Annotated in this window: 27 protein-coding genes; 5 read left to right on the forward strand and 22 right to left on the reverse strand. The window is 60.7% G+C overall.

Annotated features, from left to right (window positions below; genetic code table 11):
• Positions 1 to 37: 37 nt before the first annotated feature.
• The 7 genes from BMY25_RS16595 to BMY25_RS16625 form a co-directional block, all read right to left on the reverse strand.
• Complete coding sequence (locus BMY25_RS16595) at positions 38 to 568, reverse strand: hypothetical protein (protein WP_092498611.1); 531 nt, start codon at positions 566 to 568, stop codon at positions 38 to 40.
• Between the two features lie 80 nt (positions 569 to 648).
• Entirely contained in the window at positions 649 to 4,023 is a 3,375-nt protein-coding gene (gene dnaE, locus BMY25_RS16600; RefSeq protein WP_177176906.1) for a DNA polymerase III subunit alpha, read from the reverse strand.
• Positions 4,023 to 4,571, reverse strand: coding sequence for a hypothetical protein (locus BMY25_RS16605; RefSeq protein ID WP_092498615.1), 549 nt, complete (start codon positions 4,569 to 4,571; stop codon positions 4,023 to 4,025). Before BMY25_RS16605 ends, dnaE begins: the two co-directional genes overlap by 1 nt.
• Positions 4,571 to 5,200 carry a sigma factor gene (locus BMY25_RS16610; RefSeq protein WP_092498617.1) on the reverse strand — a complete coding sequence of 210 codons (630 nt, stop codon included), beginning with the start codon at positions 5,198 to 5,200 and terminating at the stop codon, positions 4,571 to 4,573. Before BMY25_RS16610 ends, BMY25_RS16605 begins: the two co-directional genes overlap by 1 nt.
• Positions 5,200 to 6,393, reverse strand: a complete 1,194-nt coding sequence (locus tag BMY25_RS16615; protein WP_092498619.1) for an AAA family ATPase — start codon at positions 6,391 to 6,393, stop codon at positions 5,200 to 5,202. The genes BMY25_RS16610 and BMY25_RS16615 overlap by 1 nt, the downstream gene beginning before the upstream one ends.
• A gap of 141 nt (positions 6,394 to 6,534) precedes the next feature.
• Positions 6,535 to 8,766, reverse strand: coding sequence for a cobaltochelatase CobT-related protein (locus BMY25_RS16620; protein ID WP_092498621.1), 2,232 nt, complete (start codon positions 8,764 to 8,766; stop codon positions 6,535 to 6,537).
• A gap of 478 nt (positions 8,767 to 9,244) precedes the next feature.
• Positions 9,245 to 9,649 carry a helix-turn-helix domain-containing protein gene (locus BMY25_RS16625; RefSeq protein WP_092498623.1) on the reverse strand — a complete coding sequence of 135 codons (405 nt, stop codon included), beginning with the start codon at positions 9,647 to 9,649 and terminating at the stop codon, positions 9,245 to 9,247.
• A gap of 477 nt (positions 9,650 to 10,126) precedes the next feature.
• On the opposite strand from BMY25_RS16625, the gene BMY25_RS16630 reads away from it, so the two are divergent.
• From BMY25_RS16630 to repC, 5 genes are all read left to right on the forward strand, one after another.
• Entirely contained in the window at positions 10,127 to 10,717 is a 591-nt protein-coding gene (locus tag BMY25_RS16630) for a DUF805 domain-containing protein (protein ID WP_092498625.1), read from the forward strand.
• Positions 10,717 to 11,148: a superinfection immunity protein gene (locus BMY25_RS16635; protein ID WP_092498627.1), complete on the forward strand. Its 432-nt coding sequence runs from the start codon at positions 10,717 to 10,719 to the stop codon at positions 11,146 to 11,148. Before BMY25_RS16630 ends, BMY25_RS16635 begins: the two co-directional genes overlap by 1 nt.
• Before the next feature lie 95 nt (positions 11,149 to 11,243).
• Positions 11,244 to 11,684: a hypothetical protein gene (locus BMY25_RS16640; protein WP_143062028.1), complete on the forward strand. Its 441-nt coding sequence runs from the start codon at positions 11,244 to 11,246 to the stop codon at positions 11,682 to 11,684.
• Between the two features lie 150 nt (positions 11,685 to 11,834).
• A complete protein-coding gene (locus BMY25_RS16645; protein ID WP_177176908.1) occupies positions 11,835 to 12,041 on the forward strand; it encodes a ribbon-helix-helix domain-containing protein in 207 nt (68 codons plus the stop codon).
• Positions 12,042 to 12,179: 138 nt separating this feature from the next.
• The gene (gene repC, locus BMY25_RS16650; RefSeq protein WP_238858388.1) at positions 12,180 to 13,352 is read left to right on the forward strand and encodes a plasmid replication protein RepC; all 1,173 of its coding nucleotides are present in this window, start codon (positions 12,180 to 12,182) and stop codon (positions 13,350 to 13,352) included.
• On the opposite strand, the gene BMY25_RS16655 is transcribed toward repC, so the two are convergent.
• The 15 genes from BMY25_RS16655 to BMY25_RS16715 all read right to left on the reverse strand — a co-directional run bounded on the left by BMY25_RS16655 (position 13,353) and on the right by BMY25_RS16715 (position 26,681).
• Complete coding sequence (locus BMY25_RS16655; RefSeq protein ID WP_143062029.1) at positions 13,353 to 14,207, reverse strand: hypothetical protein; 855 nt, start codon at positions 14,205 to 14,207, stop codon at positions 13,353 to 13,355.
• Between the two features lie 1,084 nt (positions 14,208 to 15,291).
• Positions 15,292 to 16,641 carry an ATP-dependent DNA ligase gene (locus BMY25_RS16660; protein ID WP_092498635.1) on the reverse strand — a complete coding sequence of 450 codons (1,350 nt, stop codon included), beginning with the start codon at positions 16,639 to 16,641 and terminating at the stop codon, positions 15,292 to 15,294.
• Complete coding sequence (locus BMY25_RS20535) at positions 16,638 to 16,844, reverse strand: hypothetical protein (protein WP_177176909.1); 207 nt, start codon at positions 16,842 to 16,844, stop codon at positions 16,638 to 16,640. Before BMY25_RS20535 ends, BMY25_RS16660 begins: the two co-directional genes overlap by 4 nt.
• Entirely contained in the window at positions 16,841 to 17,539 is a 699-nt protein-coding gene (locus BMY25_RS16665) for a hypothetical protein (protein WP_143062031.1), read from the reverse strand. Before BMY25_RS16665 ends, BMY25_RS20535 begins: the two co-directional genes overlap by 4 nt.
• Positions 17,539 to 17,835: a hypothetical protein gene (locus BMY25_RS16670; RefSeq protein ID WP_092498639.1), complete on the reverse strand. Its 297-nt coding sequence runs from the start codon at positions 17,833 to 17,835 to the stop codon at positions 17,539 to 17,541. The genes BMY25_RS16665 and BMY25_RS16670 overlap by 1 nt, the downstream gene beginning before the upstream one ends.
• On the reverse strand, positions 17,835 to 18,272 hold the full coding sequence (locus tag BMY25_RS16675; RefSeq protein WP_092498641.1) for a WGR domain-containing protein: 438 nt from the start codon (positions 18,270 to 18,272) through the stop codon (positions 17,835 to 17,837). Before BMY25_RS16675 ends, BMY25_RS16670 begins: the two co-directional genes overlap by 1 nt.
• Before the next feature lie 59 nt (positions 18,273 to 18,331).
• Positions 18,332 to 19,447 carry a hypothetical protein gene (locus BMY25_RS16680; protein WP_092498643.1) on the reverse strand — a complete coding sequence of 372 codons (1,116 nt, stop codon included), beginning with the start codon at positions 19,445 to 19,447 and terminating at the stop codon, positions 18,332 to 18,334.
• Entirely contained in the window at positions 19,447 to 19,590 is a 144-nt protein-coding gene (locus BMY25_RS20900; protein ID WP_177176910.1) for a hypothetical protein, read from the reverse strand. Before BMY25_RS20900 ends, BMY25_RS16680 begins: the two co-directional genes overlap by 1 nt.
• Positions 19,587 to 20,963 (reverse strand): DnaB-like helicase C-terminal domain-containing protein, encoded by a 1,377-nt coding sequence (locus BMY25_RS16685; RefSeq protein ID WP_092498645.1) that lies wholly within the window; start codon positions 20,961 to 20,963, stop codon positions 19,587 to 19,589. Before BMY25_RS16685 ends, BMY25_RS20900 begins: the two co-directional genes overlap by 4 nt.
• Before the next feature lie 3 nt (positions 20,964 to 20,966).
• Positions 20,967 to 21,233, reverse strand: a complete 267-nt coding sequence (locus tag BMY25_RS16690) for a hypothetical protein (RefSeq protein WP_092498647.1) — start codon at positions 21,231 to 21,233, stop codon at positions 20,967 to 20,969.
• A gap of 56 nt (positions 21,234 to 21,289) precedes the next feature.
• Complete coding sequence (locus BMY25_RS16695; RefSeq protein ID WP_092498649.1) at positions 21,290 to 21,988, reverse strand: hypothetical protein; 699 nt, start codon at positions 21,986 to 21,988, stop codon at positions 21,290 to 21,292.
• Positions 21,981 to 22,805 (reverse strand): PhoH family protein, encoded by an 825-nt coding sequence (locus BMY25_RS16700; protein WP_092498651.1) that lies wholly within the window; start codon positions 22,803 to 22,805, stop codon positions 21,981 to 21,983. The genes BMY25_RS16695 and BMY25_RS16700 overlap by 8 nt, the downstream gene beginning before the upstream one ends.
• Before the next feature lie 113 nt (positions 22,806 to 22,918).
• On the reverse strand, positions 22,919 to 23,581 hold the full coding sequence (locus tag BMY25_RS16705) for a DUF4376 domain-containing protein (RefSeq protein ID WP_092498653.1): 663 nt from the start codon (positions 23,579 to 23,581) through the stop codon (positions 22,919 to 22,921).
• 2 nt (positions 23,582 to 23,583) lie between these two features.
• Positions 23,584 to 26,352 carry a hypothetical protein gene (locus BMY25_RS16710; RefSeq protein WP_092498655.1) on the reverse strand — a complete coding sequence of 923 codons (2,769 nt, stop codon included), beginning with the start codon at positions 26,350 to 26,352 and terminating at the stop codon, positions 23,584 to 23,586.
• Positions 26,349 to 26,681 carry a hypothetical protein gene (locus BMY25_RS16715; RefSeq protein WP_092498657.1) on the reverse strand — a complete coding sequence of 111 codons (333 nt, stop codon included), beginning with the start codon at positions 26,679 to 26,681 and terminating at the stop codon, positions 26,349 to 26,351. Before BMY25_RS16715 ends, BMY25_RS16710 begins: the two co-directional genes overlap by 4 nt.
• Positions 26,682 to 26,751 lie beyond the last annotated feature (70 nt).

Here is a 26,751-nt window from a genome sequence, read left to right on the forward strand (position 1 = left end):
CTTCGGGGTTTGCGCCGGCTTGTTGAGCAGCCGGAATTCAGTGCGTGGCGTTCTCGCCGGTGATCCGCTTGAGGGTGCGTTCCTTCACGGCTTCGAGGGCGTTCTCCGCCTCGTTACGCCGGCTGATGGAGATCTCGCCCTTCATCTCCTCGCGGGAGATCAGGCCCTGCTGGATCAGCATGTCGCGGCGATGCCGAAAGCCTTCGACTGCGATCTTGGCAATCGCCTCGATCTGCTTGGCTTCGTTCAGGCAGCGCTTGAGCGAGACGACCTGGGAATGAACCGCGACCTTCTTCTCCAGCGCGGCTTCCGTGATCTTCTCACCGGTCTTGAGCGCGGCGTCGCGGAGCGCGCGGTAAACCTGCGCCTCGGCGTTCTCCAAGAGCATCTTGAGGGAGTCGACCTGGCGCGAAGCCTTCGACGCGAGGATCCCGTAGTGAACCAGGAGCGCGCCCTGGTTCATCATGGCGCTGGAGAGATCCGCGAGCGAATAGCTCATGTCCGCCTTGAGCTGCCCGGCGTCGATGTAGTTGCGCACCTTGAACTTGGTGGGCTCACTTTCCGACATGCGTTCCTCGTTCCGTCCGGTGTTAAATCAGTATTTATTGATCATAGCGAATGCGACACGGGTCGCAGCAGATTCTTCGCTTAGGCGATGAGATCCGCGACCTTGGCGAAGACCTCGTTCAGGGCGAGCTGTTTGTCGCGATCGTGGTAGATTTCGCCAGGGTTGAAGCCGATGACGACGTTGGCGTCGAACTGCTCGCTGTAGACGATCTTGCCCGCCGCATCCGACGCCTTGCCCTTGAAGTCAGGGAAGAACTGGCGAACGACGGTGGAGCCGAGCAGGACGATCACCGGAGGCTTCAGGAGATCCAGCTCGCGCTGCAGATAGGGCGCGTAGGTCGCGATCTCCTCGGGCGAGACCTGCTTGCCTTCCTTCGGCCGCTTGATCAGCGCGGTCCAATAGCCATCGGCACGGGCGAGACCCGCCTCCGACAGGGCTTCCGCCGTGTAGCCGAAGCTTTCTGCGAACGCCATGACGCCAAGACGCTCCTCGCCGTTGGTGGGCGCGTCGGTGATCGCCACGAACTTCGCCTGTTTGCCGAAAGTGATCTTCACCGGCATCCCGTCGGTTTCCCCGGGCGACGGCGCTGCTGGTCCATGCGCGCTCCGGTATTCTGCCATGAGCTCCGCGATCTTCACCTTGGTGGGTCTGTCCGTGTGCATGTCGCGGTGGACAGGCACGACGGCGTCGATCAGCCCTGGAATGAACTCGATCTGATCCTTGATGCGGCTCGGGTCGCGAGCGGACAGAGAGCCTGGCACAATGCGCGCGAAGACGCCCACCTTGTCCATCACCTCCATCTTGCCCTTATGGACCAGGCGCTTGTTCACGGCCGCGGTGAACTCCTCCAGCGACGCGAACTTGCCGCCGACGCTCTTGCGCGCCTCCACGATCGCCTTTGCTGCGTTTTCCGAGAGACCCTTGATGCGCGTGAAGGGGATGCAGAGCTTGGTGTCGGTCAGGATCTCGAACTGCTCGGTCGACAAGTTGAGGTCCGGGAGCACGATTTCGATGCCGAGCCGCTCCGCGTCCTTCAGGAGACCGGGGAGCTTCTCCTCGTTCATCAGAGACAGCGCCGCAGCGAAGAACTCGACGGGGTAGTTCGTCTTCAGCCACATCGACTGATAGGAGATCAGCGTGTACTCGACCGAGTGGCTCTTGTTGAAGCCGTAGCCCGCGAAAGCGGAAATCTTCTCGAAAATGTCGCCCGCCTGGCTCTCTCCCAGCCCGTGCGTCGCCTTGCAGCCTTCGACGAACTTGTCCTTCTGCTTCGCCATCTCCTCGGGCAGCTTCTTGCCCATGATCTTGCGCAGCTTGTCGGCTTCAGCCATCGAGTAGCCGGCGAGATCGCGAGCCACCTGCATGACCTCTTCCTGGTAGACCATGACGCCGTAGGTGTCCTTCAGCGCGTCGGTTATACTGGGATGGTCGAATTCGACCGTCTCCAGGCCCTGCTTGCGCAGGTAGTAGGAGTCCATCATCCCGGAATCCATCGGGCCCGGACGATAGAGTGCGGTCGCGGCCGTGATGTCGTCGAAGGTGATGGTGCCGTCCTTGCCGAGCTCACGCAGCAGGCGCCGCATTCCGCCGGACTCGAACTGGAAAATGCCGGTCGTGATGCCCTTCGCGAAGTTGTCCAGCACCGCTTCGTCATCAAGCGGGATGCGCATGAGGTCGACCCGCTTGCCGTGACGCTCGCGGATGTATTTCAGGGTCAGATTGATGAGGTCCAGGGTGCTGAGACCCAGGATGTCCATCTTGACCAAGCCCTGATCCTCCACGACGCGCTTGTCCCAGCAGACCACGCTTTCACCCTTGCGCCGCTCGATGACGGCGCGCTCCACCAGATCGCAGCCACCCACGACGATGCCGGCGGCGTGCTGACCAAGAGTGCGCGTGACACCCTCGACGCTGAGGCAGATGTCCCAGATCTCCGGGTTTCGATCCCGGAACTGGCCGATCTCGGCGACCTGATCGGCGGAATCCTTCAGCTTCACGGACTGCCCGTGTTCCTTGGGTGCCAACTTGGAGCAGCGATAATCGTTCTCGCTGAGCCCGCAGACGCGCGAGACGTCGCGGATGGCCGCTGCCGGCCCAAGCGCGATGAAGTTGGCGACGCCGGCGACGCGCTTGCTGCCGTACTTCTCGACCAGGTATTCCACGACCTCATGCCGGCGCTCGGACATGAAGTCGAGGTCGGCGTCGGGAAGGTCGATACGATCAGGGTTGATGAAGCGCTCGAACAGCAGACCGAAGCGGATCGGGTCGCAGTCGGTGATCCCCATCAGATAAGCCACGAGCGAGCCGCCGACGGAGCCGCGCCCTGGACCAACCAGAATGCCGTTGGATTTGGCGAACTGCACCACGTCCTGCACCAGCAGGAAGTAGCCGGAGAAGGAGAGCTTCTTGAGAACCTCCAGCTCGTAGGCGAGGCGGGGCCGATAGACGTCCCTCAGCTCCTCAGCCGTGGGTTTGTGGCCGAAGACCGACGAACCGAACCGCTTGGCCCAGCCCCCCTTGCACTCATTCACCACCGCCAGGAACTCGTTCGGCGCCATCGTGGGCAGTGAGACCGGCGCCTTGGCCCAGGAATAGGTCACCATGTCGGCAAGCCGGGCCGTGTTCTTGAGACCCTGGGTGAAGCAGGCGCCTGGGTCGGTCACGCCGCGGGCTTTCAGCCGGGTGATCGCGCCCTTGCACTCACCGGCGAGTTCCGACATCGAGAGCGGATGAAGATCGCGGGAGAAGGGTGAATTGTGCCAGCCGTCCGTGATCTTCACGTTGCGGGTGACCGCGTTCATGATCTCGGCCGCGTCGGCGCCCTCCTTCAGATAGGAGGCGGGGCGCGTGGTCAGAAACTCGCAGCCGAGCGCCTCCGCCGCGGCGATCGCGCGCTTGTTCAGCGTGTCCCAATACGGCGCGTTGATCGGCGTCAGCGTCAAGAACACGTTGCGAGCGCTCAGAGCGTCAACGCACTTGCGCAGTATGTCGAGCGCGTCAGCATGATGGAGCACGCTGTAAGCGTCGCTAGACGCGATTGCGACGTCATCCGACGTGACGTCTTCAAGCGCTGCGAACAAGTCAGCGAAGCTCAGCTTCGGGTTGTTGTAGAAGCGCTCCTCGGAGTTGGCGAGGGTGAGCAGCCGGAAGAGAGCGTGAAGCCCCTTCTCCGACAGCACGTACCAGGTCAGATAGAACTCCGGCGGGGCCTTCTTGTCCTCCTTGGTCTTGCGCCAGGAGGGATCGTTGACCAGGCGCAGGCGGCAACCGATGATCGGCTTGATTTCCGCCGCCTTGGCCTTGTTGGTGAAGTCGATCAGCCCGGTCACGGACATGGTGTCGGTGATCGCAACGGCCTTGGCACCCAGGGCCTTGGCACCGTCGACCAGCTTCTCGACCGTCAGAATGGATTCGCCGATCGAGAAATTCGTCCGCGCCGCCAGAATGGAATGCATCATCCCCTCTTGAGTGTCAGGCGCCCGTTCATCTCCTCCGCCGCGCCTAGCGCGACGAGAGCCTGACAGGCTTGAATTGCGTGAGAGGCCGCGGTCGCGGAGCTCCAGCCGAGCTTGGACTGGAGAGCCTGGCGCAGCATGTTGCGGTCAAAGCCCGAGGGCAGACGGAGCAGCAGGTGACAGGCGACCCGCATGAAGACGGGGGTCTTCTCAAACGGGTTCTCGCCGGCCGACAGACGTTCCGTCACCTTGATGCCGGCGCGCTCGAAGCGAGCGAGCAGCTCCTCTACCTTCTTCGGCAGGTTGCTCGTCAGTTGGATCGCCGGCGCGGGGTCGAGCTTCTTGGGCCGTTCCGCGCGCATTGCGGTCTTGGTCTTGCGCTCCACGATGCCGAGCTTGGCGCGGACATAGGCCATGTTGGCGGCGCTCAGCGGCCCGCAATTGGCCGCGAAGACGCACGTTTTGCATTCCGCCGCTTCAGCCTTGAAGGTCAGGGCCGAGCCGTAGCAGCCCGGCGCGCCCAGCGGCCTTTCCTTGCCACAAGTCATTATTGACTGACGACTCCCGTGATGGATCGGACCTCGTGATAGATTGCTTGGCGCTCCACGCGGTTGGCGCCCATGAGGTCGAAGATCAGCCCCGCCGTGAGTTGGTTGGGGGCATAGGTGTTGATGCCGCGCGAACGGGCATATTCGGACTTGGCCTTGATCGCCTGGATCTCAGCGAAGAGCTCCGGTGGCGGGTTTTCCAGGAGCTCGACGAATTGGCGAGCCCGTGGCGAAAGCCGCCTGAGGACCCGAGCCAGGCTATCTCGCTCGATGGCGCTTTGCTCCGGCAACGGCGCTGCATCCGGGAAGACGGAATGCAGACTGGCTCCTTCGCCATCCTCGCCCAGGTTCTTGTCGAGGGAGATCGCGGTCATGTGAGAGTCACCGATCGCGTCAGCGAGGAAGCGATTGATGTGGTTCTTCATGCCGCGCGTGAGGAAGGCGCCAAAGGGGACGTTGTACTCCGCCTTCCAAGCATCGCGCGCGAGGCACCAGGCGATCGAGAGCTCCTGAACGATGTCCTCGAACTCCACTCCGCGGGCTCCTGCAGCATGAACACGCTGCAGGACCTTGCGGGCGAAGCCGCGGATCAGCGGCTGACTGCTCTCATAGGTGATCTCCGGCTGCATCAGCCGAAGATCCGCTGCGCGAACTGCTCCACGACTTCCTTGTCGGTGCGCGAGAGACGGTTCGTGTAGCCAAGCCGGAGACCGCCGCGCCAGTCAGAGCCGCGCACGAGACCCAGGCGGGCCGCCGCGATCAGCTCGCGGGGCGAGACGGTGGAGCCGATACGGTTTGCGCGGAAGGCGTCGCGGATCTCCTTCGCGAAGTCCACGATCTTCTCGGCGTCGCGCTTGTCGATGCCGGTCTTGCCGACGATCACCGCGACCTCGACCTTCTTCTCCATGTAGAGGACTTCCTCCACGATCGCAAAGCGGCTGTAGTTTGCGGCGTTCTGGATCTGGACGCCCTGATAGAGGCCCGTCTCGTCGCCGCCGCCGTTGGTATTGCCGGTCGCGACAAAGCGGAAGTCGGGATGCGGGCGGATAACGCGGAACTCCGGCGGAGCTTCCTTGATGACCAGCGGCTTGCCCTCAAGCACCGGCTGGTAGACGGACAGCACGGAGGGCATGGCGAAGTCGTACTCGTCAGCGGCGTAGACGTGCCCGTTGAGCATCGCGAGCGTCAGCGGGCCGGGCTGGAACTCGGTCGCGCCATTCTTCACGACGTACTGGCCGACGATGTGCGCCTCTTCCGTATTGACGGTGTGTTGGACACGCATGAAAGGCCGCCCGGTGCGGGCGCAGACCTGCTCGAACACAGTGGTCTTGCCGCTGCCGTGCATTCCCCAGAGATACGTCGGGAGATTGAGCTCCAGGCCGATGATCACCGTCTTCGTGAGGTCGATGTTGAACACGTAGGACTTGTCGATATCCGGCACGATCGCCGCGGCCTCCGGATCGAGACCGCTGAAAATTGAGATCGGGATCGGCTCGCCGCGGGCGTTCAGAGCAGCGGCTGCCTTGCCGAGCTCGAAAATTTCGTGAAGAGGCTTTTTCGCGATAGAGCGATCTCGCGAAGCCGCAGCACCGGTCTCCAGCTTCTGCGAGACGGGGATCTTTTCGCCTTCGCGTTCCTTGGTGCGCTTCTCGATCTGCGCCTTCGCCATGTCGGAGAGGAGCGGCGCGTGCGGAAACTCCTGCTTGTATCGCTCCAGCGTCCATTCCGGATGCTGCGCCTTGATGTGAAGCTGCACGGAATGGACCCGGGCGCCGTCGATCTGGCAGGTGATCTTGCCGTCGTCGATCGTTTCCGTCGTCATGAATTCTCACCTCGTGTGTGTGCTGTGATGCTTTGACTTTATCGATTTCGACGCGGAAGACAAGTAAGTAATGACTTACCATTTAAGTCCCGCGTCGACGTTTTTCGCCTGCTTTCGCGCTCTTGCGCGGAAAGTGGCAGCTCATGCCGTGAGGATACGCTTGAGCTCACCCATGACGGTCCCCGGCAGGCTCTCCAGGTCGTGAAGCACCATGTGCTTGGGGTAGAAGGTCTTCACCGCGTCGTTCATGATGCCGATACCGATGACCTCGATTCCGGCTTTGGTTGCGCCCGCCACACTGGCGTGCAGGTGTGAGTACAGAGCTTTCCGATCGCCATCAGCCGCGGGGTAGCCGTCGCTCAGCACCAACAGCACCTTGCGATGTTCACGCCTGGGCATGAGCCGCAGCGACGCCGTCTCTACAGCTTCGCCGTCGACGTTATTGGCGAGGAAGCGCTGGTTCATAGCCGCGTCCGCAAAGCGTCTCTTGACCGCCGGGGTAAGACGCTCCTCGAAGCCCTTGTAGATCGGCATCAGGATCGGCTCGGTTCGTGCGAATTTCGTGCCGATCCGACGCGCCTCATTCCGAATAACTTCCGCAGACCAACCTGCCGGCTTGGTCGCCCACATCGTTGTGAAGCCGATGCACTCGTGAGCGATACCGACGCGCTCCAATGTCTGCGACAAGGCATAGCCCGCAGACATCGCGACACGCATCGGAGCTCCGCCCATCGAGCCCGAATTGTCGATCAGCAGGGAGACGGCGGTGTCTTTGGAGTTGTTCTCCTGGGTGCGGCGAAACACCCGGTCGTCGCCGGCGCTGATGCGGTGAAGGCTGGCGGAATGAAGACGACCGGAGCGGAAGCCCGGCACTCTGAGGACCTGACTGCGCGACGCCATCATCCGCTCGATGTCCTTCTGCATGACCCCGATCATGTGCCGGGTTTCGTCATCCAGCTTGGTGAGCTGCTCGTCCTTGAAGGACGCGGACACCTCGTGGCGCTCGATCCGATCGAAGTCCTTCGTGAACAGGACGTACTCGGCGTTGCGCGTTTCGCGGGTGGTGGCGTCGGTGATGCGCTTCTCCAGGGCGCCATCAAAGTCCGCATCAGTGAGATCCGGCGAGTTATCCATGAAGGGCGAGCCACGCGGGGAGGCTTCCGCTTCCGTATCGCGTCCACGCTCGGCCTTTCCGCCCTCGTCGGCATCGCCATCACCCTCGGCGCCAACCTCTCCGTCGTCGCCGTCTTCGTCGTCACCCGAGGAGTCACCCTTGCCGCCGCTGTTCTCGTCGCCGTCTTCCTGCTCACCGTCGCCGGTGCGCAGATCACCTTCCTCGTCCTCTTCGTTTTCGTCAGCGCCGTCGCCGTCCTTCTCGTCGGAGCCGGCACCATCGTCCTCGTCGCCTTCGTCGGCGTCCGTGGACTCGTCTTCCTCGGACTTGTCACCCCTGCCTGACTTTTCGTCGTCGGCGCCGCTCTTCTCCTTGGTTTCGTCATCCTCGGCCGCGGGTTTCGGCTTCTTGGGGGCAGGGGCCTTGCTCTTACCCTCTTCCTCACCGCCGGCGTCATCATCGGACGGCTTGCTCTTGCTGGAGGACGGCTTGCCCTTCTGCTCGCCCGAACCCTTCTTCTTGCCCGAGCCCTTGCCGCCGGACGACATGCTCTCGGAAGGATCACCCTCGTCTTCCCCTTCGTCTTCAGCACCCGAGGGCTTCGGCGGGTAGAGAACAGCGTGGAGCGTTTCCGCGATATCCAGTGCCTCGGCCGAGTTCTTGATCTTGGGGAAGCGCTTGATCACCTCCTCGGGCACGTTCTCCACGAACGCCTTGACCAGCGAATGATCCCAGTGACCTTCGCTCTTGAGGAAGTGCTGGAACTTCTCCTGCCCGGACCAGGCTCGGCAGATCGGCACGAGCAGCACCTGGAACTCGCGCATTGGGTCGCCCTTGACCTTCGGGTCCTTGAGAGCGGTTTTCGTGATGTTGGCGATGAAAAAGTCGTGAAGGCGCTTCACGTTGAAGACGGAGCCGGGGAACTTGCCGCCGATCGCGCGTTCGATGAAGGTGTCCTCCACGATGTTGTGGAGCTGATCCATCTGCTTGCCGTGCTTTGCAGCCTTCTTCACGACAGACCAGTCGGTGAAGAGGACGTGCGCGACTTCGTGGTCGATGAAGCCCTGGATCGCGAGAATCAAATCCTCGGTCGCGGTGTCCGGAATAAAGGGAATGTTGACGCGAACGGGCTTCAAGGTCACCGGATCGCTCTCGACGTAAGCCTGCGCGCCCTGCTGAGTGACGCGCAGCCCCTTGCCCGTGAGCATCTGCGTGAGCTTGACGATGGCGTCGCGCAGCGTCGCAATGTCTCTGTTCATGTGGTGTGATGTCCTCTCGTAAGTCGCTGCTGACTCACAAGCAAAAAGTTACTACTGAGCGTTGAGGACTGCGAGCGGCTTCATAAGGAGACTTTCACCCAGAGGTGGAATGACAATAATCACGTTTCCATACTCAGGATGATTTCCGCGAAAAACCGTTGACGCGGTCTTGTCTTCGCGGGTCTGATCTTCGAGGCGCGCTGCTTCTTCGTAAGCCTCCTCATGAGTGAGGTCGATGATCTGGATACGAGAGCAGGGCATAGGTACGGGTACTCCGAGTCTGCGCGTTAAGGCGTTCTATACGGACACTGTGTCCCAAGAACAAGATGAGAACAAGACGGGAACGAAAGAGAACATTACCGGTCTGTGAATCGAATGGATAAGTCAGTATTTACTGAACACAACTGGCACAAGAAAAGCGCCCTCGCAAGGGCGCTCAGTTACGAAGGCTGTTGAAACAGCCTCCGCAGTTCAAAGGTCAGGTCGTGGGCGAGCCGAAGACCGTTTCGAGCTTCTGCTCTAGGTCCGGCGTGAGCGACGGGTCCTGGTTATCCGTCAGCTCGCGGATCTTGGCGAGAACCTTGGACTCGTTCTTGGAGCAGATGGTGCCGAAGACGGTCCCGATCACATCGATGGACCAGCCATGCTGTTCCATTGCGAGACGGAAGAGAAAGGCGGGGTCGACGTTCAGAGACTTCGCCAGCAGCGGAATCTTGTCCATCGGAACTCGAGCTTCGCCGCGCTTGATCATGGAGATCATGTTCGGCTTGTCATAGCCGACTTCGTCGGCGATCTGACGCTGGGTCTTCATACCCTGGATCGCGTCGATCTGCTTGCTCAGGTAGCTTGCAAGCCTAGTATGCTCGAACGGCCGTGCCGGCATTTAACTTCTCCAAATCGTCGTTTCCACTGTTTCTAGCCCTCTGTGATGTTGTCGTCCGTTTTTGATTTATTGTTGATCGACTACATAGCAGGACAGGTAGTGGCAAGTCAGTCAGTAGATGTGTTTTCTTGTGGGGCCGTTAATCGTCCTTGTTGATTTCGGTTCCCGGATTTCGTCAATTAGACGAGACGAAGGCGATAAGTCAAAACATATTGATCATCCGGCGTAACGAAACGGTGAGTTCGGGTGCTCGGCTGATCAATAGGTCAGGACGCGCCGTTCGGTTCCATAATGCATATTATGCGAATGGAGCTGGAGCACCCCCAAGGCGCTGGGAGGCCCGTCAGCGGCAAGATTCAGAAAGCTTGGGCAGATTAGTCACAAGCGGCGGAATGTTCAACCACGAGCTCCTGAGAGGCTTGTAGCTCCGTTGCGTCTAAGTAGTGTCTCCAGCGACAAACAAGACGGCGGGTAAGAATGAACTGGTATTTGAAGGCGATGCGCCGCTACTTCGAGTGGCGTGGTCGATCGGCGCGGGCCGAGTTTTGGTACTTCACGCTCTTTTATCTGATAATCTCCTTCCTCAGCGGTGTGGTCGATTACCTCCTTGGCTACACCGATGTCGATCAGCTTACCCCGGTAAACACCCTGGTGATCCTGGTCCACATCATCCCGACGATCACCGTCTCCATCCGCCGCTTTCATGATAGAGATCAGAGCGGCTGGCGGACACTCGGTCTCATCGTTCCGATCGCCAATCTGGTGCTGCTCGCTGACCTCGCCCGAAGGGGAACAGACGGGCCCAATCGATTTGGCGACGATCCGCTCGACCCCATTGCCGATCCTCACGTCCATTCTCGTCTTCTTCAAGCTGGCGCCCCTAGAAGCGTACCTGTTGTCAACCCGAGAAGACCCACATTCACTTCTCACAACGCCGCCGTACCCAGCTCCAGCAACAGCTTGATTGAAGAGATCGAGCGTTTGGATCAGCTTCGGCGAAACGGCGTCATCTCCGAGCAGGAGTTCGATCGTCTGAAAGCCAACACCATGAAGCGAGCTGACGCATAATGAACCCCGACGTTTCTACGGGCCTTCTGCTCATCGTCATCCTGATTGCGCTCTATCTGTTGCCCGCGATCATCGCCTTCTCACGAGGGCACCATAACCGGGTCGCCATCCTCGTTCTCAACTTGCTGCTGGGATGGTCAGTTCTCGGTTGGATCGCCGCGCTGGTTTGGTCGTTCACGGCGGTCGAGCGTGCGCCAGGCGTCATTTATACCGATCAGCGAGCCCGTGAGCCACGAACCGTTCGTATTGAGCCCGTTTCGCCCGTTCGGCAGATCGAACCTGTGGTGTCGGCCGAACCGCCGGCGAGCTTAGACGGGGCCGATATCGAAGAGCATTTGCGCCATCTTGAGGCGTTAAGAGGTCGCGGCGTGATCACCGAGGAAGAACTGCGCGAACTCAGGCTGAAGGCGATCAGCCACTCCGTCCGATAGGCGATCTCGACACCACCGGAAGTAGCATGGTGGGACGCACCCGGACCATGCTCCTCTCAACTCGTTCTTCGTTCTCGAAGAGCGGGAGAGAGATAATGAGAAGCATCATTCAGGTGGCAGAGGTGTTGTCGGTGATCAGCTTCGTCGCGTTCTGTTTGATGGGCGCGGTGACCCTCTGGATCCAACAAAAGGCAGCAGCGGCCGCCGGCGCAGCCACAACCAGTGCGGCTGGTGCCGCCGCGAGCGCCGCGGCACAGCCTACAGCCGATCAGCACGGCTTCGCAGCCGATGCGTTGCAGACTGCAGTCGACCTGGTGAAAGCAATTCCTGCAGCAATGGAGGCCGTCGTAAAGGCAGGACCCGCCATGGCGGCACTTCTTGCTTCCATACTCTTTCTGGCGATCGCGGCCACGGTCGCGATCGAGCGCCAGCCGAAACTCTCATGCTCGATCCCCGCGCAGACGGGCCTGACCCTTGACCAAAACAAGTTGAAAGATGCGGTGACGGTGATCTGCGTGGGCGTCAAGAAGAGCTAGCTTCTCCGCCATCGACGATTTCACCGGCCCGCCGGCGTCAATCCCCTACCCTGCTCCTGTCCTGTGAATAACGGGACTCGCCACCTCATCCCGAATCGCGCATCACTTGTGATGCTTCCGTGGTGAACGAGGCGTTTTATGGATCGAGCAGTGGATCAGAGCAGCCACCGGCGCCGCATGGCGCAGCACAGAGAGCAGCGCAAGGCCGAAGGGTTTCGCGAGGCTAATGTGTGGTTGCGCCAGGATACGCTCGCCGAAATCGACGAGCTGGTCGCGTCTGGACAGTTCCGCAATCGATCCGAAGCCATCGCTGCCGCCGCGCAAGCCTTCTTCAAGGAGAAGACTTTGAACACGTAACCGCAAAAGCAAAAGGGCCTACGAGGTTGGCGCCTCGTAAGCCCTTGATGTTGATCACCGCCTGGTAAGGCAGACAACCGCGCTTCAGCAACGCGAATCTGCCCCTCCAGTCCGAAGAAGTCAAGTGACACCTTCGCGGTGAACGGCATCGCTTTGCCTGAAAACGGGGAATTGATGCAGACCGTCCCATCGGGCGGCCGACGGCTCACGCCTGCCGTTTTGGCCGGGAGAGAACTCGCGTTCGAGAAAGAGCGCACCGTCTCTCGTAAGGAATTGGCGCAAACCGCTCGTGAAGCTGAGAAAGCTCTCTCGCTGCGGCCCGGGCTGCGTCTGGTCCTCCATGAGCTTGTTGGCTCTTGGGGCGAACAGGACTTCGAGGGCAAGCTTCTGGTCTGGCCGTCGAATGATTACCTGGTCGCGCGCACCGGCTTGTCGGAACGCACCGTGCGGTATGCGGTCAGCCAGCTTGTGGAGCTGCAGCTCGTCTCCTCGAAGGACTCCGCGAATGGGAAGCGCTTCGCTATTCGCGATCGCGCCGGCGAGATCGTGGACGCCTTCGGCTTCGACCTGACGCCTCTCTATGCGCGCCGGGGAGAGTTCACTGCCGAGATCGAGCGCCAGAAGCTCGCGCGTGACGCCCAGGGGCGCTTGTTCGACCAGATTACGATCTGTCGCCGGGCGACGGAGGAAGCGCTCAGCGCGCTCGCGGAGCATTTCCCGGGTGTCGTCACTGCTGATCTGATCGAAGCGCTGGATGAGCTTCGCGAGCGTACTCCGCGACGTGGTTCCATGCGGCCAATCGAACGGCTTGTCGGTGAGTGGTTAGAGATCCGAAGGCTTGCCGAGAAGCGCTATTATGAGTCCGCCAATGGCGGCAATTCTTGCCGCCACAAAGAAACAAACAACGACTCCCCTAGTGAGTCTTGTACAAAGGTCGATGAGGGAGTTGGTTCAGCGGAACGGCCCGTTTCCCTCACACTCGGCCTCGTATTGGATGCCTGCCCTGCCCTTTCGATGTATCCGCGGCCGATCCGCAGCGAAAATGACCTGATCGACGCTGGAAAGCATCTTCGATCCATGCTGAGCGCACATCCGAGCGCCTGGCGAGAGGCCGTTGAGGCGATCGGACCCGTGCGAGCTGCCGGCGCCGTTGCTCTCGTGCTCCAGCTCTATGAAGACGATCAGGCCGCGGGCACGAACCGGATCCGAAATCCTGGCGGCTACTTCCGAGCCATGGTGCGCATGGTCGCCGAGGGCCGGGTCGACCTGCAGACGGAGATCATCGCGCTTCGGAAACGTCGGCTCTGCTGATCAGAAGAGCTTAAAGTGGGTCACCGGCTTGAAGATATCTCCTACGGCCTTCTCAACCTTGTAGATATCGTTTCCGGGACCTGGACCGTGTTGAAGATCGTGAAGACCATTGTTGAGAGCCTCTACGGTTTTCCCTCGAAGCCCGAAAGGATCCTCTATCGTCTTCAGAGCCTGATAAGCTACGCTATTCTCCCCGAGAGCGTGTTTAATCATGTCATCCCGTTGGTGCAGTAGTTTGACAAAGTCATTATTTGGACCAAAGCACCCGTCGTCTGTGCCAATACCATGTTCGAGACACTTTCCAAGCTCGCGCTCAAGAAGCTTACCGCCTGTGCAGACGACATACGCATGGGGCTCCATCTTGGTGTCGATCGCGCAACCTAGAGCGATCTGTTGCTCCGGAGTAGCATTACGGGCAATCGCGCAGACCATAGCAGCCGAGAGACTATCTTTGTTTTGGGTGAGACATGCGAGGTAGTACCGCTGATCCTCGTTCATAAATGGGTCAGCCACGCAAACTGCCCGGTCGGTGTTGCTATGCGCCTTGTCCACGCACTTTTTGAGATTGGTCACCTTGTCGTATATTTCGGTGAATCGCTTCCCACCGGTGGAACAAGCTAGAGCTCTGACGCGATCCTCGTCGTTATCCTCAAGGCACTTTTCCGTGGTTCGGTATGAGCGCGGAAGCGCGCGCTCGACAACACAGGACTGAAACTCATCCTCGGTATTTGAACCTTCCTGACATTCCCGCAGACCATCCAAGCTGGGTATCGGAGGCGCTGCCAGCATCGTCTCGGACTGAGCCGTCCCCGAGTTGGTGATCAGCCCCTCGCCATTCATGCCTTCGGTCGGCACAGAGACGGATAATCCCGCGGGAGTTATGCTGCCGAAGCCATTCGGGTTGATGAAAATCGGGCCAGGATCGGAAGGCGGAGGCGGTGCGCAGATTAGCGCTCCAGGAAGCCCACAAGGCAATGCTGACAGGCAGGTAGGAAAAGGTGGAGTCCCGCAAGCTGGTGCGACCGGGAATGGTGGAAACGGGAATCCGGGCGGTGGAGGGCACGCGATCGTGCCCGGTAAGCCACACGCGCGCGGCATCGGGCAAGGAGACAGGCCCATTGCACCGCAGAACGGCTCACCTGATGAACCTACAATCGGCTGGACCACCGACCCAGTGGGAGAGCCGAAACAGGGACCGTTGTTGATGCAAGACTCGAAAGTCGGAGTATCGACAAAGAGCCCGCTACAAGCTTGCATCAACTGCGTGTTGACCGCTCCAACGTGCCAGCAGTCGATTATCTTAGATCTCGGAGAGGCTTGTGAGTGGACAGCGTTCGTGACGCTGACGATAAGTATGACGCTTATGCAAAACCGCAGTAAAGCCGAACGTGAAAGTGTTGCGCCCATGGAAGTATAGCCTCATGTTGAGACAAGGACGTCAATGATAGTTAGCTTTGCATACGTCGTAGCAGTTACTCCATTTCTGCCGGCATATTGTCTGCTCTTGAAAGCCGGTACACGCTCTGTACTCGATCTCGCACTGCTGACTACACACCTCGAAACCAGAGATAACCAAGATCAGAGGTTCTGACCGCTTGGGCTCCGGTTCGTTGAGTGATTCAGTCGCATAGGTGAGCGATGTGGAGCTTAGAGTGATTGTTATGAGAGCGACGACAACACGAAACATGGCGACCTCCAGAAAGGATACTAGCTCCCATTTTTTGGAGACAGGGGGCTCTACCTGAAGCCGCGATCGTAGTTGCCCTTGAAATGCCGGATCAACACAGCCGAAAGACTTAAAAAAAAAAGGAGCGGCGCCTTTCGGGACCGCTCCTCACACCACACAAGAGGAAACACGACTTTTGAAGTCGTGCCTATTCTACGAAGCGCCAGATGATAAGTAAATACTGAACACTCCGCGAATTCACGAAATCGCGATTTATGCCGCCTCTTTCAGCCTATCGTCCTTGTCATCGCGGAAGCGAACGAACCGCGGATGACGGAGCGACCCGTCGGGCGTCACTTCATGGTACTCGACCTCGATCAGGCGCCCGATCAGCTCATTCTCCACGCCGCGATTATAGGCGTCCCAGAACTCGATGCGCTGCTGATCGGAGAAGCCGCCGCCGACACGGACCTGAACCCCTTCCCGATCGACGATGATGCCGCCGAGCTGGCCCTCGTACTTGCCCGAGCCCTCGAAAGCACCGACGATCCGAAGGTCCTCCGTTTCCTCGCCCTTGATCTTGAGCCACTGGTGCGAGCGCTTCTTGTGATAGGCGCCGGCGAGCGGCTTCACCATCGCACCCTCGAGACCTGCAGCCTGGAAGTTCTCGTAAAACTGCATGATCTCGGAATGCGAATTGGCGAAATAGCGATTTGACGTCCGGATAGGGGCGCCCTTCGGAGCCTGCTTCACCACCCAGTCGAGGAATGCGCGCCGCGCCGCGTAGTTGATGGGGATCTCGTTCAGATCGTTGTTGAGGAACGCCTCGTAAGGCAGGGCCTCGAACACCATCAGTTCCGCATCCGTTGCCGATTCGGACTTGCGGCGCACGTCGCCGACGGTCTTGTTGAAGGAGCCGGAGACCACCTCGCTATCAAGCGCCAGGCGTGCCTCGTCACCGCCGAGCCACTCGCGGTAGAGCGCCCGCTTCTCCTCGTCCTCGATCGTGCCGAGAGCCGCGCGAGCATTGTCGAGCATCGCCACCACATGCGGGCCGAGGTGCTCGACCGCGGGAAACGGCTTACCAGTCCTGGAGAAGAACTGCGCCGCGCCGTCGCGGGCCAGGGCGATATTGCGAACGCCGTCGTACTTGGGCTCGACCGCAACGGGCCATGCCTTGATGCGCTTCTCCTCGAACTTGTGCGCGAGCATCACGTCGAAGGTGGGAATGGTGCCGGGAAGAACCTTGTTCACGGTCTTGGCAGTGATGCCGCAGCGCAGGTCCTTGGAGAGGATGCGCCAGAGGAGCTCGGCCGCGTCGGGCGCCAGGCCCAAAAGCGTGTCCAGAACGTGCTGCTGAGCCGAGCCGCCGGTGATCGCGCGATCCTTCAGCGCGTCGAGAAGGCCCCAGACGACGCGATTGTCGGCATCGAATTGAAGCGTACCCTCGGTCTCGACCTTCGGCGGCGTAAGGCCAAAGGTGACAAAGGGATCGTAGGCATACTTCACAACCTGCTTCATCATCGGATCACCGATGACACGTTCCAGGATCTCCTCCTTTTCCGTCCGCGAGTTGGTGTCAGCGATCTGATTGAGGACCGCGAGGGCGTCATAGGAATTCATGCGTGGTGATCCTTCTCTCCCATGTAGGATTTGACCGTCATTTCCGGTGTCGTCTTGCCGGGGACTGCGCGCAGCCGGACGCCGTTGAAGCTGACGACGGTATGCAGCCCGGTGAGGTTGGCGATCCGGTGCATCTCCTCGGCGACATCTCCAAGCTCGGAGCCTGGGAACGGACGAAGCTCAAGTTCGAGCACGGGCCTCATGCGGCTCTCCCGGCGGCCGCTCGGGCCCGCTCCAGGAGCGACATGCGCGCCTTGGGCTTCGGGGTCGACGTCGCCGCCGATGCAGCGGGCTCTGCGGACGTCGTCATCGCCATGTTGATGGCGGCGGACATATCCCCGCTCTCGGCGGCAAGAACGGCGTCAGCGGGCTCCGGAGCGCGTTCCTTGACGCTCTCGGCCGGAGGCTTGCGACTGCGACGAGAAACGGGTGCCGTCTCCCGCTGCACATCCTCCAGTTCGACTGACGTTTTGCGGGTCGAGCGCTTGGACTGCTTGCCGCTCACCCAGGCGCCGGCGGCTTCGTTCGCTGCCAGGATCAGCTCGCGCTCCTTGGGTGTGACGGCATATTCGTCGAGGAGCTTGGGCGAGACCAGGACCGGCATGATCCGCTCGATGTGACGATCCTTCAGAGAGCCGACGCGCTTCTCGTCAGCATGATACGGATCGTCGGGCAGACGGCCAAAGTCCTGGATGATGTTGTTGATCGGGCATTTGCTGGCGCTCATGCACGCCTGGCAGCCCTTTCGCTGCTCGGGGCGCCGGCCCTTCCAGACCAGATCGCGCAAGGAGACGCAGGTGGCGAACCGGGTCTCCACGTTGAAGATCGGACAGACGAAGTGAAAGAGGTTCGCCGGCGACAGCGACTTGCGCCGCATGAGAGCGTATTGAATTCCCATCAGAACATTCCCCAGGCTGAAGAGGTGACGACCTCAAGGGCGTCGGCGATCGCATCGAGCTCCGCGGCACTGGCGGCCGCGGCCTCAAGCTTCTCCACGCGGCGTTGGATCAGGTTGGCGATCTGCTGACCTGGCGCCTTCAGCGCGGTCACGATCTCGGTTTCGGCGGCGAGTTCGGCCATCCGCAGGCCGAAGGCGATCACGTCGCTTGTTGTCGGAATGAACTCGCCCGGAATGACCGAGCAGAAATCACTCAGCTCCAGTGTCGACGGCGCTATTCCCGCAATACCACCCATCAGAACAGACCCCAGTCAGGGTTCGCAGCCACGCGATCGGCAACCGTGACTTCGGGCTCGGGCTCTGCTGCGAATGCGTCGTCACTGACCTTGCTGATGCCGCCCCCGAGCATGTCGACCAGGGTCTTGCCCATCACGGTCCACCAAGCGCCGAGCGCCCCCTTGAGCGCATCGAGATCGACAACCGTCGTATTGAGCTTCGTGAGCTCCCGCTCGTAGCCGCCGTTCTCCTTCTGCCGGAGCTTGCTGTTGTAGTTGCGCTCGGCGTCCAGGCTGTTCGCGTAACGATCAACCTTGGTCTGGCCCCATGCCTCGGCCTTGCCCCAGCGGTTCACGACCACCGAGGTGCCGTCGGCCGCGGTCAGTCTGAGCAGGTGATAGTCCTTCGTGCCCTGACGGTGTCTCAACGACACCCGGCTGACGATTACCGGAAACATCGCTTGCGTCTCTTGTGTGTCAGTGTGTGCTGACTTTCTTATAGCAGCGTGAACACGGATCAACAGTCAAAACTGACTGATTGTTTTTGATCCGCGTAGTGATTGCGAAGACGCCACTTCACGTCGAGCGTGGCGCTGTAGACTGTCGCCTTGTAGAAGGCGTCCTGGACCACCTCGGGCAGGACCTCGTTCGGATCGCAGTTCGAGGGCAGCAGCGCGATACGCACCCGCAGTCCGATGCGGCGAAGCTGCTTGGCCGCGTCCAGGGCGGAGACGAGCGCACGCCATTCGCCGTCCCACATGATCGTGACCTCTTCCAGACCCGCACGCTTGAGCTGCAGGAAGCAGCCGAGCTGATCCTTGCCGTCGACCGAACCGAAGGATAGGTGCTTGCCGAAGGAACCGATCGGCACGACGTCGCGAAGGTCGATCTTCTCGTCGAAGGCTTTCTTGATCGCCATGACGTCAAAGGCGCCCTCACCCATCACGACGCGCTTTGCCCGCAAGGCATTCTGCCCGTTGAAGAGGAAGCGCCCGGTGCCAGGAAGCCCCTTGGGAAACAGGTACTTCTCGCTCTGATCTCCGATCACATCACGGCCCTGAAACGTCACCAGCTTGCCGTCGAGATCGAACACCGGGATGATCAGGCGATTGACGAACTTCTGACCGCCTTGGGAGCCATCCTCCTTCAGGAAGTTCCACCATCCGTCCGTGCAAAAGCGGAGATGGAAGAATTTCGCCAGATCGCCGCTGATGCCGCGTTTCTCCAGATAAAGCAGGTTCTGCCCCTCACCCGTGGGTAGCGGGAACGAAACCGGCAGCTTCACCTCGCCAAACTCGACCGCAGCGGTCGTCGTTCGTTTGGGCTTCCAGCCCTGCTCCTTCAGAACCTCCCGGACGTGATTGAAGGTCTCCGCCCAGCTCAGGCCCAGGTTCGCGTTCACGAATTTGAGCTTGTTGAAGCCGGCGTTGCAGACGAAGCAATTGCCGAGCCCGGTCTCCGCGTTGAGATAGACCCGGTAACGACGATCGCCGCACTCCGGGCACTCGCGCATGTTGAGCTGCATACCGGAGGAGCCGCGCCCCTTTCGGTACGCCAGCCCCTCTCGCTCGCACCAATATTCCAGGTCGAGTTCGTCGGAGAGTTCCTGAGCGTCGCCGCCCCGCTCCGACATCAGTTAACGCCCCAGTCGTCCGGGTTGCGGAGGAAATAGTCACCGCGGCGCCGGCGCAGATAGGCCCAGAGCAGAGTGCCGATCGCGCTGCCGCCGATGATGGCGGCGAGCAACGTTGCCATGAGAGCGTCGAGCATCGTCATTCCTTTCCGAGAACCTTGGTGAGGAACTTCATCTTCTCCCGGTCCTGCTTGATGCGGAGGGTGAAGTTGGATTCGCCGTTACGGTGCGCTGCGAAGTAGAGCCTGGCCTCGCCGGACTTGCGCTCCTCCTCCACCGCGTTGATGGAGATGACGATGTCGGCCGTCCGGATCTTGTTGAAGTCCTCGGCCACGTCCGTCATCTTCGCGACCGTTGCCTTGGCGCCTTCGCGATTGGTCTGGGTCGCGGTCAGAACGGCTGCGTTGTAGGTAAAGGCAATTGCGCGGAGATCGATGTAGATCTGGCGCATGTCGTCCTTCAGATCGCCCGTGAAGCGCTCCGCGGCCATGATGTCCGCGTAATCCACGATGATCAGATCGAAGCTGATGCCCTTGCGACGGAACTGCTCCAGCCGCCGGCGCAGCGCTGAAACCTTGAGAGTGCCGGAAGGGAAGTCCTCGATGAAGAACTTGCCGGCCTTCTTACCCGCAGCGTCGATCTTGCCTTTGACGGTATGCGGTGAGTCCTTGAGCAGGCGGATCGCGGTGTCGGCGACGTTCGCATCGACGCGATCGGCGATGATCTTCCGGCTGACTTCGAGACTGGCGTAATAGACGTTGTAGCCGAGCAGCGATGCGTTCTTGCCGAACTCGCCCAGCGACATGGACTTGCCCGCTTTCGCGGCGCCCATGAGCACCGAGAGCTCCTTGCGGCCCCAGCCCTGGTGATAGAGGTACTTGTCGAGGTCGGCGATGCCGGTGGAGATGCCATCGGGCTTGATCAGGCCGGCGGCGAGATCGACGCGCTCAGTGGTGCGGTTCTCAATCTCCGCCCAATAATCGTATGCCTCGCCCTCCTCCGAAATCCCGACATCCTGGGCCTTCTGGACGATCTTCTCGATCTTGTCGTAGTCGCCCTTGATCAGGAGCTCGGCAGCTTCGAGGATCGCCGTCTCATAAGCCCGATGACGAGCGAAGCGAGCGACATTGTCGGCCACGAACTCGCGATCGCTGATGTCGGCTGCGAGAACGGTCTTGATGCGCTCCCTGACGTCGTCGACCAGGTCCTTGCGAATGCGACGATCGAGAACGGCGGATTTCAGGAGCGTGCCGATCGACTTGCGATCCGGCGTGCGCTTGTAGGTGTCGTAATAGTCCAGGGCGACCTTCGTGATCGCCGCATCAGCCTCGTTTTCAAAATATTCGGGACGGATCAGGCCGTCGGTGCGCTGCGCAAAACCCGCGTCGCGCAGCGCCAGGGCCACGATCTTGATCTGGAAGTCCTCGTCGAAGTCGTAGCCGGTGACGGACGCAGAGGTCTCGTCGTCGGCTACGCTCTCCTCGAGCTCCTCATCTTTCACGAGAGCGAGTGCCATCGTTTACTCCGCCGGGCGGTAGCCCTGGATGTCGTGCTTAAAGAGAGTCAAAGTCAATACTGACTTATCTTCCCGAATGCGAAGAAGCAAGGCGTACTGATCGGCTTCGAGGAGCTCGCCTGTCACCTGGGTGCCGTCGCGGAAGAGAACGACGATCTTGCGACCGCGAAGCTCCCGGAGCTGCTGCTGGTGCGACCAGAGCTTCGGCTTGAACGGCTGACGCTCACCCTTGCGAGCGATCTCGATCGGGCGACGAGTTTCGTTTCTCATGTTGCTGTCCTGTGTCGTGCTAACTTTGATTATAGACGCTACATCAATGGCTTGCGTCAGGCGTATGACTGGATCCGCTCGAACATGTCAGAGTCGACGCGAGCCCGGAGCTTGCTCTCCGGAAGGATGCGTTCCCCGTAAGTGAAGCGAGCATAGAAGGGCGCCGGGTTGTCGCGCAGTTCGGCCTGGCGGAAGAGCCACTCGTGGTGATCGTTCTGCGGCTGCGTCTCGCGATACAGGTCGATCTGATATTCCTCGTGCTGGCCGAGATAGAGGATCGACGCCTGTCGCTTCTCCCATTCCTCCACGACCTGCTCCAGGACACGCTCCGAATAGAGCTGCTGCGGCTGCGGCAGGTAGCGCTGGCGCCAATAGCGAAGGGTGTAGCGGTAGGCGAGCGTCAGGTAGACGCCGTAGGGCATTCCGATCGCGTCAGCGGCCCAGCGACCGCGCCAGCAGCCAATGAGCTTGTTGCGCTTGTCCTTGCCGCCCTCGAAGAAGTCCCGCACGGAGACCACGCGAACGTGCTCGGCGGCGTCGCGGTCACGGGTCTCCGCGAAGACATCGCGATAGACCCTCCCCAGTTCCCTGACATACTCGAAGGTGGCTTCGAGCGGATGCATGTAGCGGTAGTCGAACCACTTCGATGCATAGAGGGACCGCTCGAACTCCATCCACTCGGGCTTGATCAGCCGGAACGCCATCAGATCCAGTTCGGATCGACTAAGTTCCGGCTGCTCCCATTCCTCATCCATGAAATCTCAAGACCCTGTGCAGACCGTCTGTGTCGTCAGAGACATAGCGATCAGACTCAGGGTCAGCAGCGTTTCCCGAATAGGCGTTGACGATGTCCTGGACGATGCCGTGCCGAACGATGTCCTGCACGCCAAAGCGCACGGTCTTGATGCTGCCGACATGGCCGAGCCGGAGCACCGCATCCTCCAGACCGGACTTGCTGCGATCCGGAAGATCGCACTGGGAAGGATCGCCGTTGATGATGAACTTGGAGTTCTCGCCAATACGGGTCAGCAGCAGCTTCATCTGGGTGATGGATGCGTTCTGCATTTCGTCGGCAATCAGCCAGGCATTCTTGATCGTGGCACCGCGCAGGAAGGCCAGAGGCCACGCCTCGATCGTGCCGGCCTTCAGATGGTACTCCAGAGCTCCGGAACCGAGAGTTTCCTCCAGGGCGTCGCGCACGGGCCGGAAATAGGGCTCGTATTTCTCGTCCAGTTCGCCGGGCAGAAAGCCAAGAGACTCGCCGGCCTCGACTGCCGGGCGAGTGACGATGATGCGCTCGATCTTGCGGGCCTTCAGAGCTTCCGCGGCACGCGAGGCGGCCCACCAGGTCTTGCCGGTTCCTGCAGGCCCGATGCCGAAGGTAATGGTGCCGGTCTGGATCGCGGTGTCGTAGGCGACCTGGGAAGCGTTGAGCGGCTTCAGTTCGCGATTGCTCGGGCGAACGTGACGAGTGGGGGCCTCATCCTGGACGAGGCGCAACAGCGGCTCGTTGTTGCGCGTCTTACCCTGGCGCCGGTCCTGACGATTTGCGGCGCGATTCTTGGAGGCCATTTGGGGTCATACTCCGATCCGAAATATGACCCGTAGCTTAGATGATAAGTCAGTATTGATCTATCAAAGATGATGCCGATCAGCCTGCGATCGACATTTTTGGCGCTTGTCGATCACGGCCATCCCGTCGTCACGTCGATCGTGGCAAGCTTCTCCTGGGTTTCTGCCGCCGCAAGTTCGTCCTTCAGATTGCGGGCATACTGCCGAAGCAGCGCATACTGATTGCCGACAAAGGCGGCGAGCTGCAGGCCAGATTCCGGAGTCTCCAAAGGGATGCGGATGTTCTCCGTGGAGATCCACCCCTGGGCGTAACTGTCAGGCCACGGGAGTCCGCCGCCCGACGCGGCGAGCGCGGTGGTTCCCATGGCGGTCAGATCGGCTCGGCTGCTATCGTCAAGCGCAACGTGAAGACCGCCAGTAACCTGCACCCCTGCGCGAAGATACTGATCCAGAATTGATATGACCTGCGCTATCTTAGCGTTTCGCGCGTTCGCTACCAGGTCAACAACTCGTGGCACGGCTTCCCCACCATCCCATTCGTAGTTGCTCGCGTCAAAAACGATATTCTCCCAGTCCTCTTCGGTTACCTCGAACGCTTCCGCCGGGATCTTGGGGTTGCGGTGAAGTGAAGTGTCCTGCTTCGGTTCGCCGTTTTCATCCAGAACGGGTTTCCCATCCTCGTCGAGAACCGGCGTGGTCACCGCGACGAGCGGAAACGAGCTCTCCGGGTAGAACGCCGGATCGCCATCTTCATCGTTGATCGCCCAGATCTTCATGATCAATACCCAATGACAAGATAATTGACGCCAACTGAACTATTCTGAACGGGCGTATAGGAATTGGAGTTGTAGAAGGTCACCACCATCTTGGACGTGCTATACGAGGTGATGCTGTACGACCAGATGTAGCTGTTGTTCATCGCGACGATGGGGATGCACTGCGAGAAGGTGCGCGGGAATGTGAAGGTGACATTGCCGTTGCTGTCCGTCGTTCCGCCGACATGTACGAAGTAGGCGGTCAGACTTCCAATCGTAAAATAATACTGGTTGGAGCTGTGAGACGCAGACGGCATATCCGCGTCTGCAGCCGCACCCAAGGTCGACCTCGCTGTGGCGGCCGTCGTGTCATCCAGCAGCGTTTTTATAAATGACGAAATGCCGAGATTGCTTAGCGCTGAGGCGGCGCTGGTCAGCTCGCTGAGGTTGTTCGACCCCTTCATGAACCCGGATGTGCTCGGGATGTCGCTTGTGGCAGCCGCACCGATCGCGCTGCGAGCCGCCGCCTGGCTGGCTGCCCCGAACAACGCTTTACCGATGCTGGACGCGCCCAGGTTCGTGAGAGCTGTCGCAACATCGGTGAGATCAGCGAGGTTCTGATCCTTTGCGAGCTTCTGCCCGACAGTGGTGATCAGCGCGGCGAGTGCGGAATCTTCATCCTGCACCTTCGCTGCGAGCTCGTTAATCGTGTCCAACGTCTCGGGCGCGATGCCACCCATGATGCCGGCTACGGCCGAAGCGAGCGCCAGCGCGACAAACTCGGTTGTGGCGAACTGACGGGAGCTGGTGCCAGGTACGGGCGTGTCGCCTTTAGCTACGCCACTGAAATCCGGATCCTGAAGCGGTGCCTTTGCGGCGAGTACGTCGGGCAGATCCCCGATATCCTCGGCCACCAGGATGATGTCGCCGGTTCTTCCCGCCACTTTCGTGACAGGAGCCACCGGAAGCTGCGCCGCCGGAACCTTTCCATCGGCATCCAGACCTGCATAGCCGTTGGCGACGTTCTTCACGGCAGCCAGCTCTCGAGGGCGAATATAGCCGGTGCCCGTGCCGCCGATGATAGCCGAAGTTCCGGAAAAGGCGTTGCTGTTCAGCTTCCCGGCGAGTGCCTGGTCCACATCATCGCGCGGATAATAGAACTCGTCGTAATCACCCTGCTCAGGTACGACATGCCCGGCGCGATTTGCGAAGGTGAGCACGCCGCCGTCGGCGATCGTCTCAGCCTCCTTGGCGGCCGCCTCTGCGCGATCGGCAAATCCCGACGCGTTCTGCTCGGACTGTGCGGCGGCTTCGGCCGAAGCGTTAGCGGCATCCTGCGAATTCTTGGCCGCGGCTGCATATCCAGCCCCGCTCTCCTCACTGGCTTTAGCTTCCGCCGCGGAAGTCGCAGCGGCAGACGCAGAGCCGGAGGCCGCAGTCGCACTAGCGGCCGCAGCTTTCTCGCTGTCATGGGCAGCGCCAGCCGATCCTGCTGCAGCCTGGGCGCTGTCGTTGGCGGCTGTGGCAGACCCCGATGCCGCGTCGGCGCTGTCATGCGCTGCCGCAGCGGATCCCGATGCGGCTTCCTCGCTGCCATGCGCCGCGTCAGCGGAGTCGGAGGCCGCTCCCGCACTTACACCGGCGGCATCGGCCGAAGCCCTAGCAGCATCCCGCGCGTTCTCGGCAGCCGCATCGTGGGCCGCGCTATTTTCCTCACTGGTCTGAGCGGCTGCGGCGGAAGCGGCCGAAGCGTTCTCACTGCCCTTTGCCGCTGCGGCCGAAGACGCGGCTCCCTTCTCGCTGCTGGCTGCAGCCGAAGCGGAGGCGGCTGAAGCGTCTTCGCTCCCCTTGGAATTAGCCGCAGAGTTCGCGGAAGCATCCGCACTGCCCTGCGCTGCCGTTGCCGAAGTGGAAGCAGCAGTTTCGCTGTTCTTGGCCGCGACCGCAGACTTCGCGGCTGCGTCTTCGCTGCCATGGGCGGCCGACGCGGACGCGGCCGAGGCGTTCTCGCTATCCTTGGCCGCACCCGCCGACGACGCCGAAGCCTCCGCGCTGCCGCGAGCGGAATCTGCAGATGCTGCTGCAGCCTCTTCGCTGTCGTGCGCCGCCTTCGCCGACGCAGCCACGGCCTCTTCACTGCCGTGCGCAGCATCTGCAGATTCCGCTGAGGCATCCGCGCTCTTCTGCGCGTCGGTAGCCGATGTCGCTGCGGCAGCGGCACGTTCATCCGCCGCTGCGGCGGAGTCGGCAGCAGCTTCTTTGCTGCCACGAGCCGCGTCGGCTGACGCTGCCGAAGCAACCTTGTTGTCATTCGCCGCGGACGCGGATTTCGCGGCTGCGTCGCTTGAACTCGCCGCGGCTGTTTCGGACGCCGCGGCGTGCTGTTCGGAAAGAAGCGCGGCAGAAGCGGCTTTGGTCGAACTATCCGCCAGACCCTGCAATTCAGGCGTGATGTCGCCCGTGTCGCCCTTGTCCCCCTTAGACGCCATCAGCGTCCATTTGGAAGCGTCAAAGGCAGTACCGGACTTGTGCGCAGTCGCGCACACATAAAGCGACCCGCCGAACGTAACCAGGCTTGCGGGCGGGCCGATCACGTAGCTCGTGCTCGCCGCCCACGCCTTCGCTGCAGACCAGGGAACCGGGCCGGTGTTACCGGTGTCACCCTTCTCACCGCGAGGCCCGCCGTCTTCCATGATGATCTGGAAGCCCGGTTCCTCACTCTGCAGGATCGTGTCGCCGTTGCCCGAGAGCTCGACGTCGTAAAAGGACTCAAGAACAGCAACGCCGCTCATCGCGTAACTCCCTGGGCAACATCAACGATGACTTCGGCGACGGCACTCGTGGATCCGTTCACGGTGCGCAGGAGGTCACCCACGTACTTTCCGGCCGTCAGCTTCCCCTTGCCGATCGCGAGCACGAACTGGTTCGTGCCCTTGGCGATGGTGATGCCCCCGTTTGAGCTTGTCAGATCGAGTGCCACCTCTTTATCGGAGGCGTTCTTGCGAAGCTGCATCTCCATGGTGGAACCATCGAGCAGCGTCGCATCGCCGTCAGCATTCGTGAGCCGGAAGCTCCGGCTCCAATCAGCATTCGTGCGGGTCTTGATCTTTAGTCGAAACACCGATCGGCCTCGCTGAGTGTCGTTAAGTCAATATTGACTTATGATAACACTCGGCAGGAGCGATGAAAAC

Source organism: Faunimonas pinastri, assembly GCF_900110915.1.
Classification (GTDB): domain Bacteria; phylum Pseudomonadota; class Alphaproteobacteria; order Rhizobiales; family Afifellaceae; genus Faunimonas; species Faunimonas pinastri.

Coding starts and splice junctions, on each gene's coding strand:
- BMY25_RS16595 (WP_092498611.1), bottom strand. CDS start 568: ATGTCGGAAAGTGAGCCCACCAAGTTCAAGGTGCGCAACTACATCGAC.
- dnaE (WP_177176906.1), bottom strand. CDS start 4,023: ATGCATTCCATTCTGGCGGCGCGGACGAATTTCTCGATCGGCGAATCC.
- BMY25_RS16605 (WP_092498615.1), bottom strand. CDS start 4,571: ATGACTTGTGGCAAGGAAAGGCCGCTGGGCGCGCCGGGCTGCTACGGC.
- BMY25_RS16610 (WP_092498617.1), bottom strand. CDS start 5,200: ATGCAGCCGGAGATCACCTATGAGAGCAGTCAGCCGCTGATCCGCGGC.
- BMY25_RS16615 (WP_092498619.1), bottom strand. CDS start 6,393: ATGACGACGGAAACGATCGACGACGGCAAGATCACCTGCCAGATCGAC.
- BMY25_RS16620 (WP_092498621.1), bottom strand. CDS start 8,766: ATGAACAGAGACATTGCGACGCTGCGCGACGCCATCGTCAAGCTCACG.
- BMY25_RS16625 (WP_092498623.1), bottom strand. CDS start 9,649: ATGCCGGCACGGCCGTTCGAGCATACTAGGCTTGCAAGCTACCTGAGC.
- BMY25_RS16630 (WP_092498625.1), top strand. CDS start 10,127: ATGAACTGGTATTTGAAGGCGATGCGCCGCTACTTCGAGTGGCGTGGT.
- BMY25_RS16635 (WP_092498627.1), top strand. CDS start 10,717: ATGAACCCCGACGTTTCTACGGGCCTTCTGCTCATCGTCATCCTGATT.
- BMY25_RS16640 (WP_143062028.1), top strand. CDS start 11,244: ATGAGAAGCATCATTCAGGTGGCAGAGGTGTTGTCGGTGATCAGCTTC.
- BMY25_RS16660 (WP_092498635.1), bottom strand. CDS start 16,641: ATGAATTCCTATGACGCCCTCGCGGTCCTCAATCAGATCGCTGACACC.
- BMY25_RS20535 (WP_177176909.1), bottom strand. CDS start 16,844: ATGAGGCCCGTGCTCGAACTTGAGCTTCGTCCGTTCCCAGGCTCCGAG.
- BMY25_RS16665 (WP_143062031.1), bottom strand. CDS start 17,539: ATGGGAATTCAATACGCTCTCATGCGGCGCAAGTCGCTGTCGCCGGCG.
- BMY25_RS16670 (WP_092498639.1), bottom strand. CDS start 17,835: ATGGGTGGTATTGCGGGAATAGCGCCGTCGACACTGGAGCTGAGTGAT.
- BMY25_RS16675 (WP_092498641.1), bottom strand. CDS start 18,272: ATGTTTCCGGTAATCGTCAGCCGGGTGTCGTTGAGACACCGTCAGGGC.
- BMY25_RS16680 (WP_092498643.1), bottom strand. CDS start 19,447: ATGTCGGAGCGGGGCGGCGACGCTCAGGAACTCTCCGACGAACTCGAC.
- BMY25_RS20900 (WP_177176910.1), bottom strand. CDS start 19,590: ATGACGATGCTCGACGCTCTCATGGCAACGTTGCTCGCCGCCATCATC.
- BMY25_RS16685 (WP_092498645.1), bottom strand. CDS start 20,963: ATGGCACTCGCTCTCGTGAAAGATGAGGAGCTCGAGGAGAGCGTAGCC.
- BMY25_RS16690 (WP_092498647.1), bottom strand. CDS start 21,233: ATGAGAAACGAAACTCGTCGCCCGATCGAGATCGCTCGCAAGGGTGAG.
- BMY25_RS16695 (WP_092498649.1), bottom strand. CDS start 21,988: ATGGATGAGGAATGGGAGCAGCCGGAACTTAGTCGATCCGAACTGGAT.
- BMY25_RS16700 (WP_092498651.1), bottom strand. CDS start 22,805: ATGGCCTCCAAGAATCGCGCCGCAAATCGTCAGGACCGGCGCCAGGGT.
- BMY25_RS16705 (WP_092498653.1), bottom strand. CDS start 23,581: ATGAAGATCTGGGCGATCAACGATGAAGATGGCGATCCGGCGTTCTAC.
- BMY25_RS16710 (WP_092498655.1), bottom strand. CDS start 26,352: ATGAGCGGCGTTGCTGTTCTTGAGTCCTTTTACGACGTCGAGCTCTCG.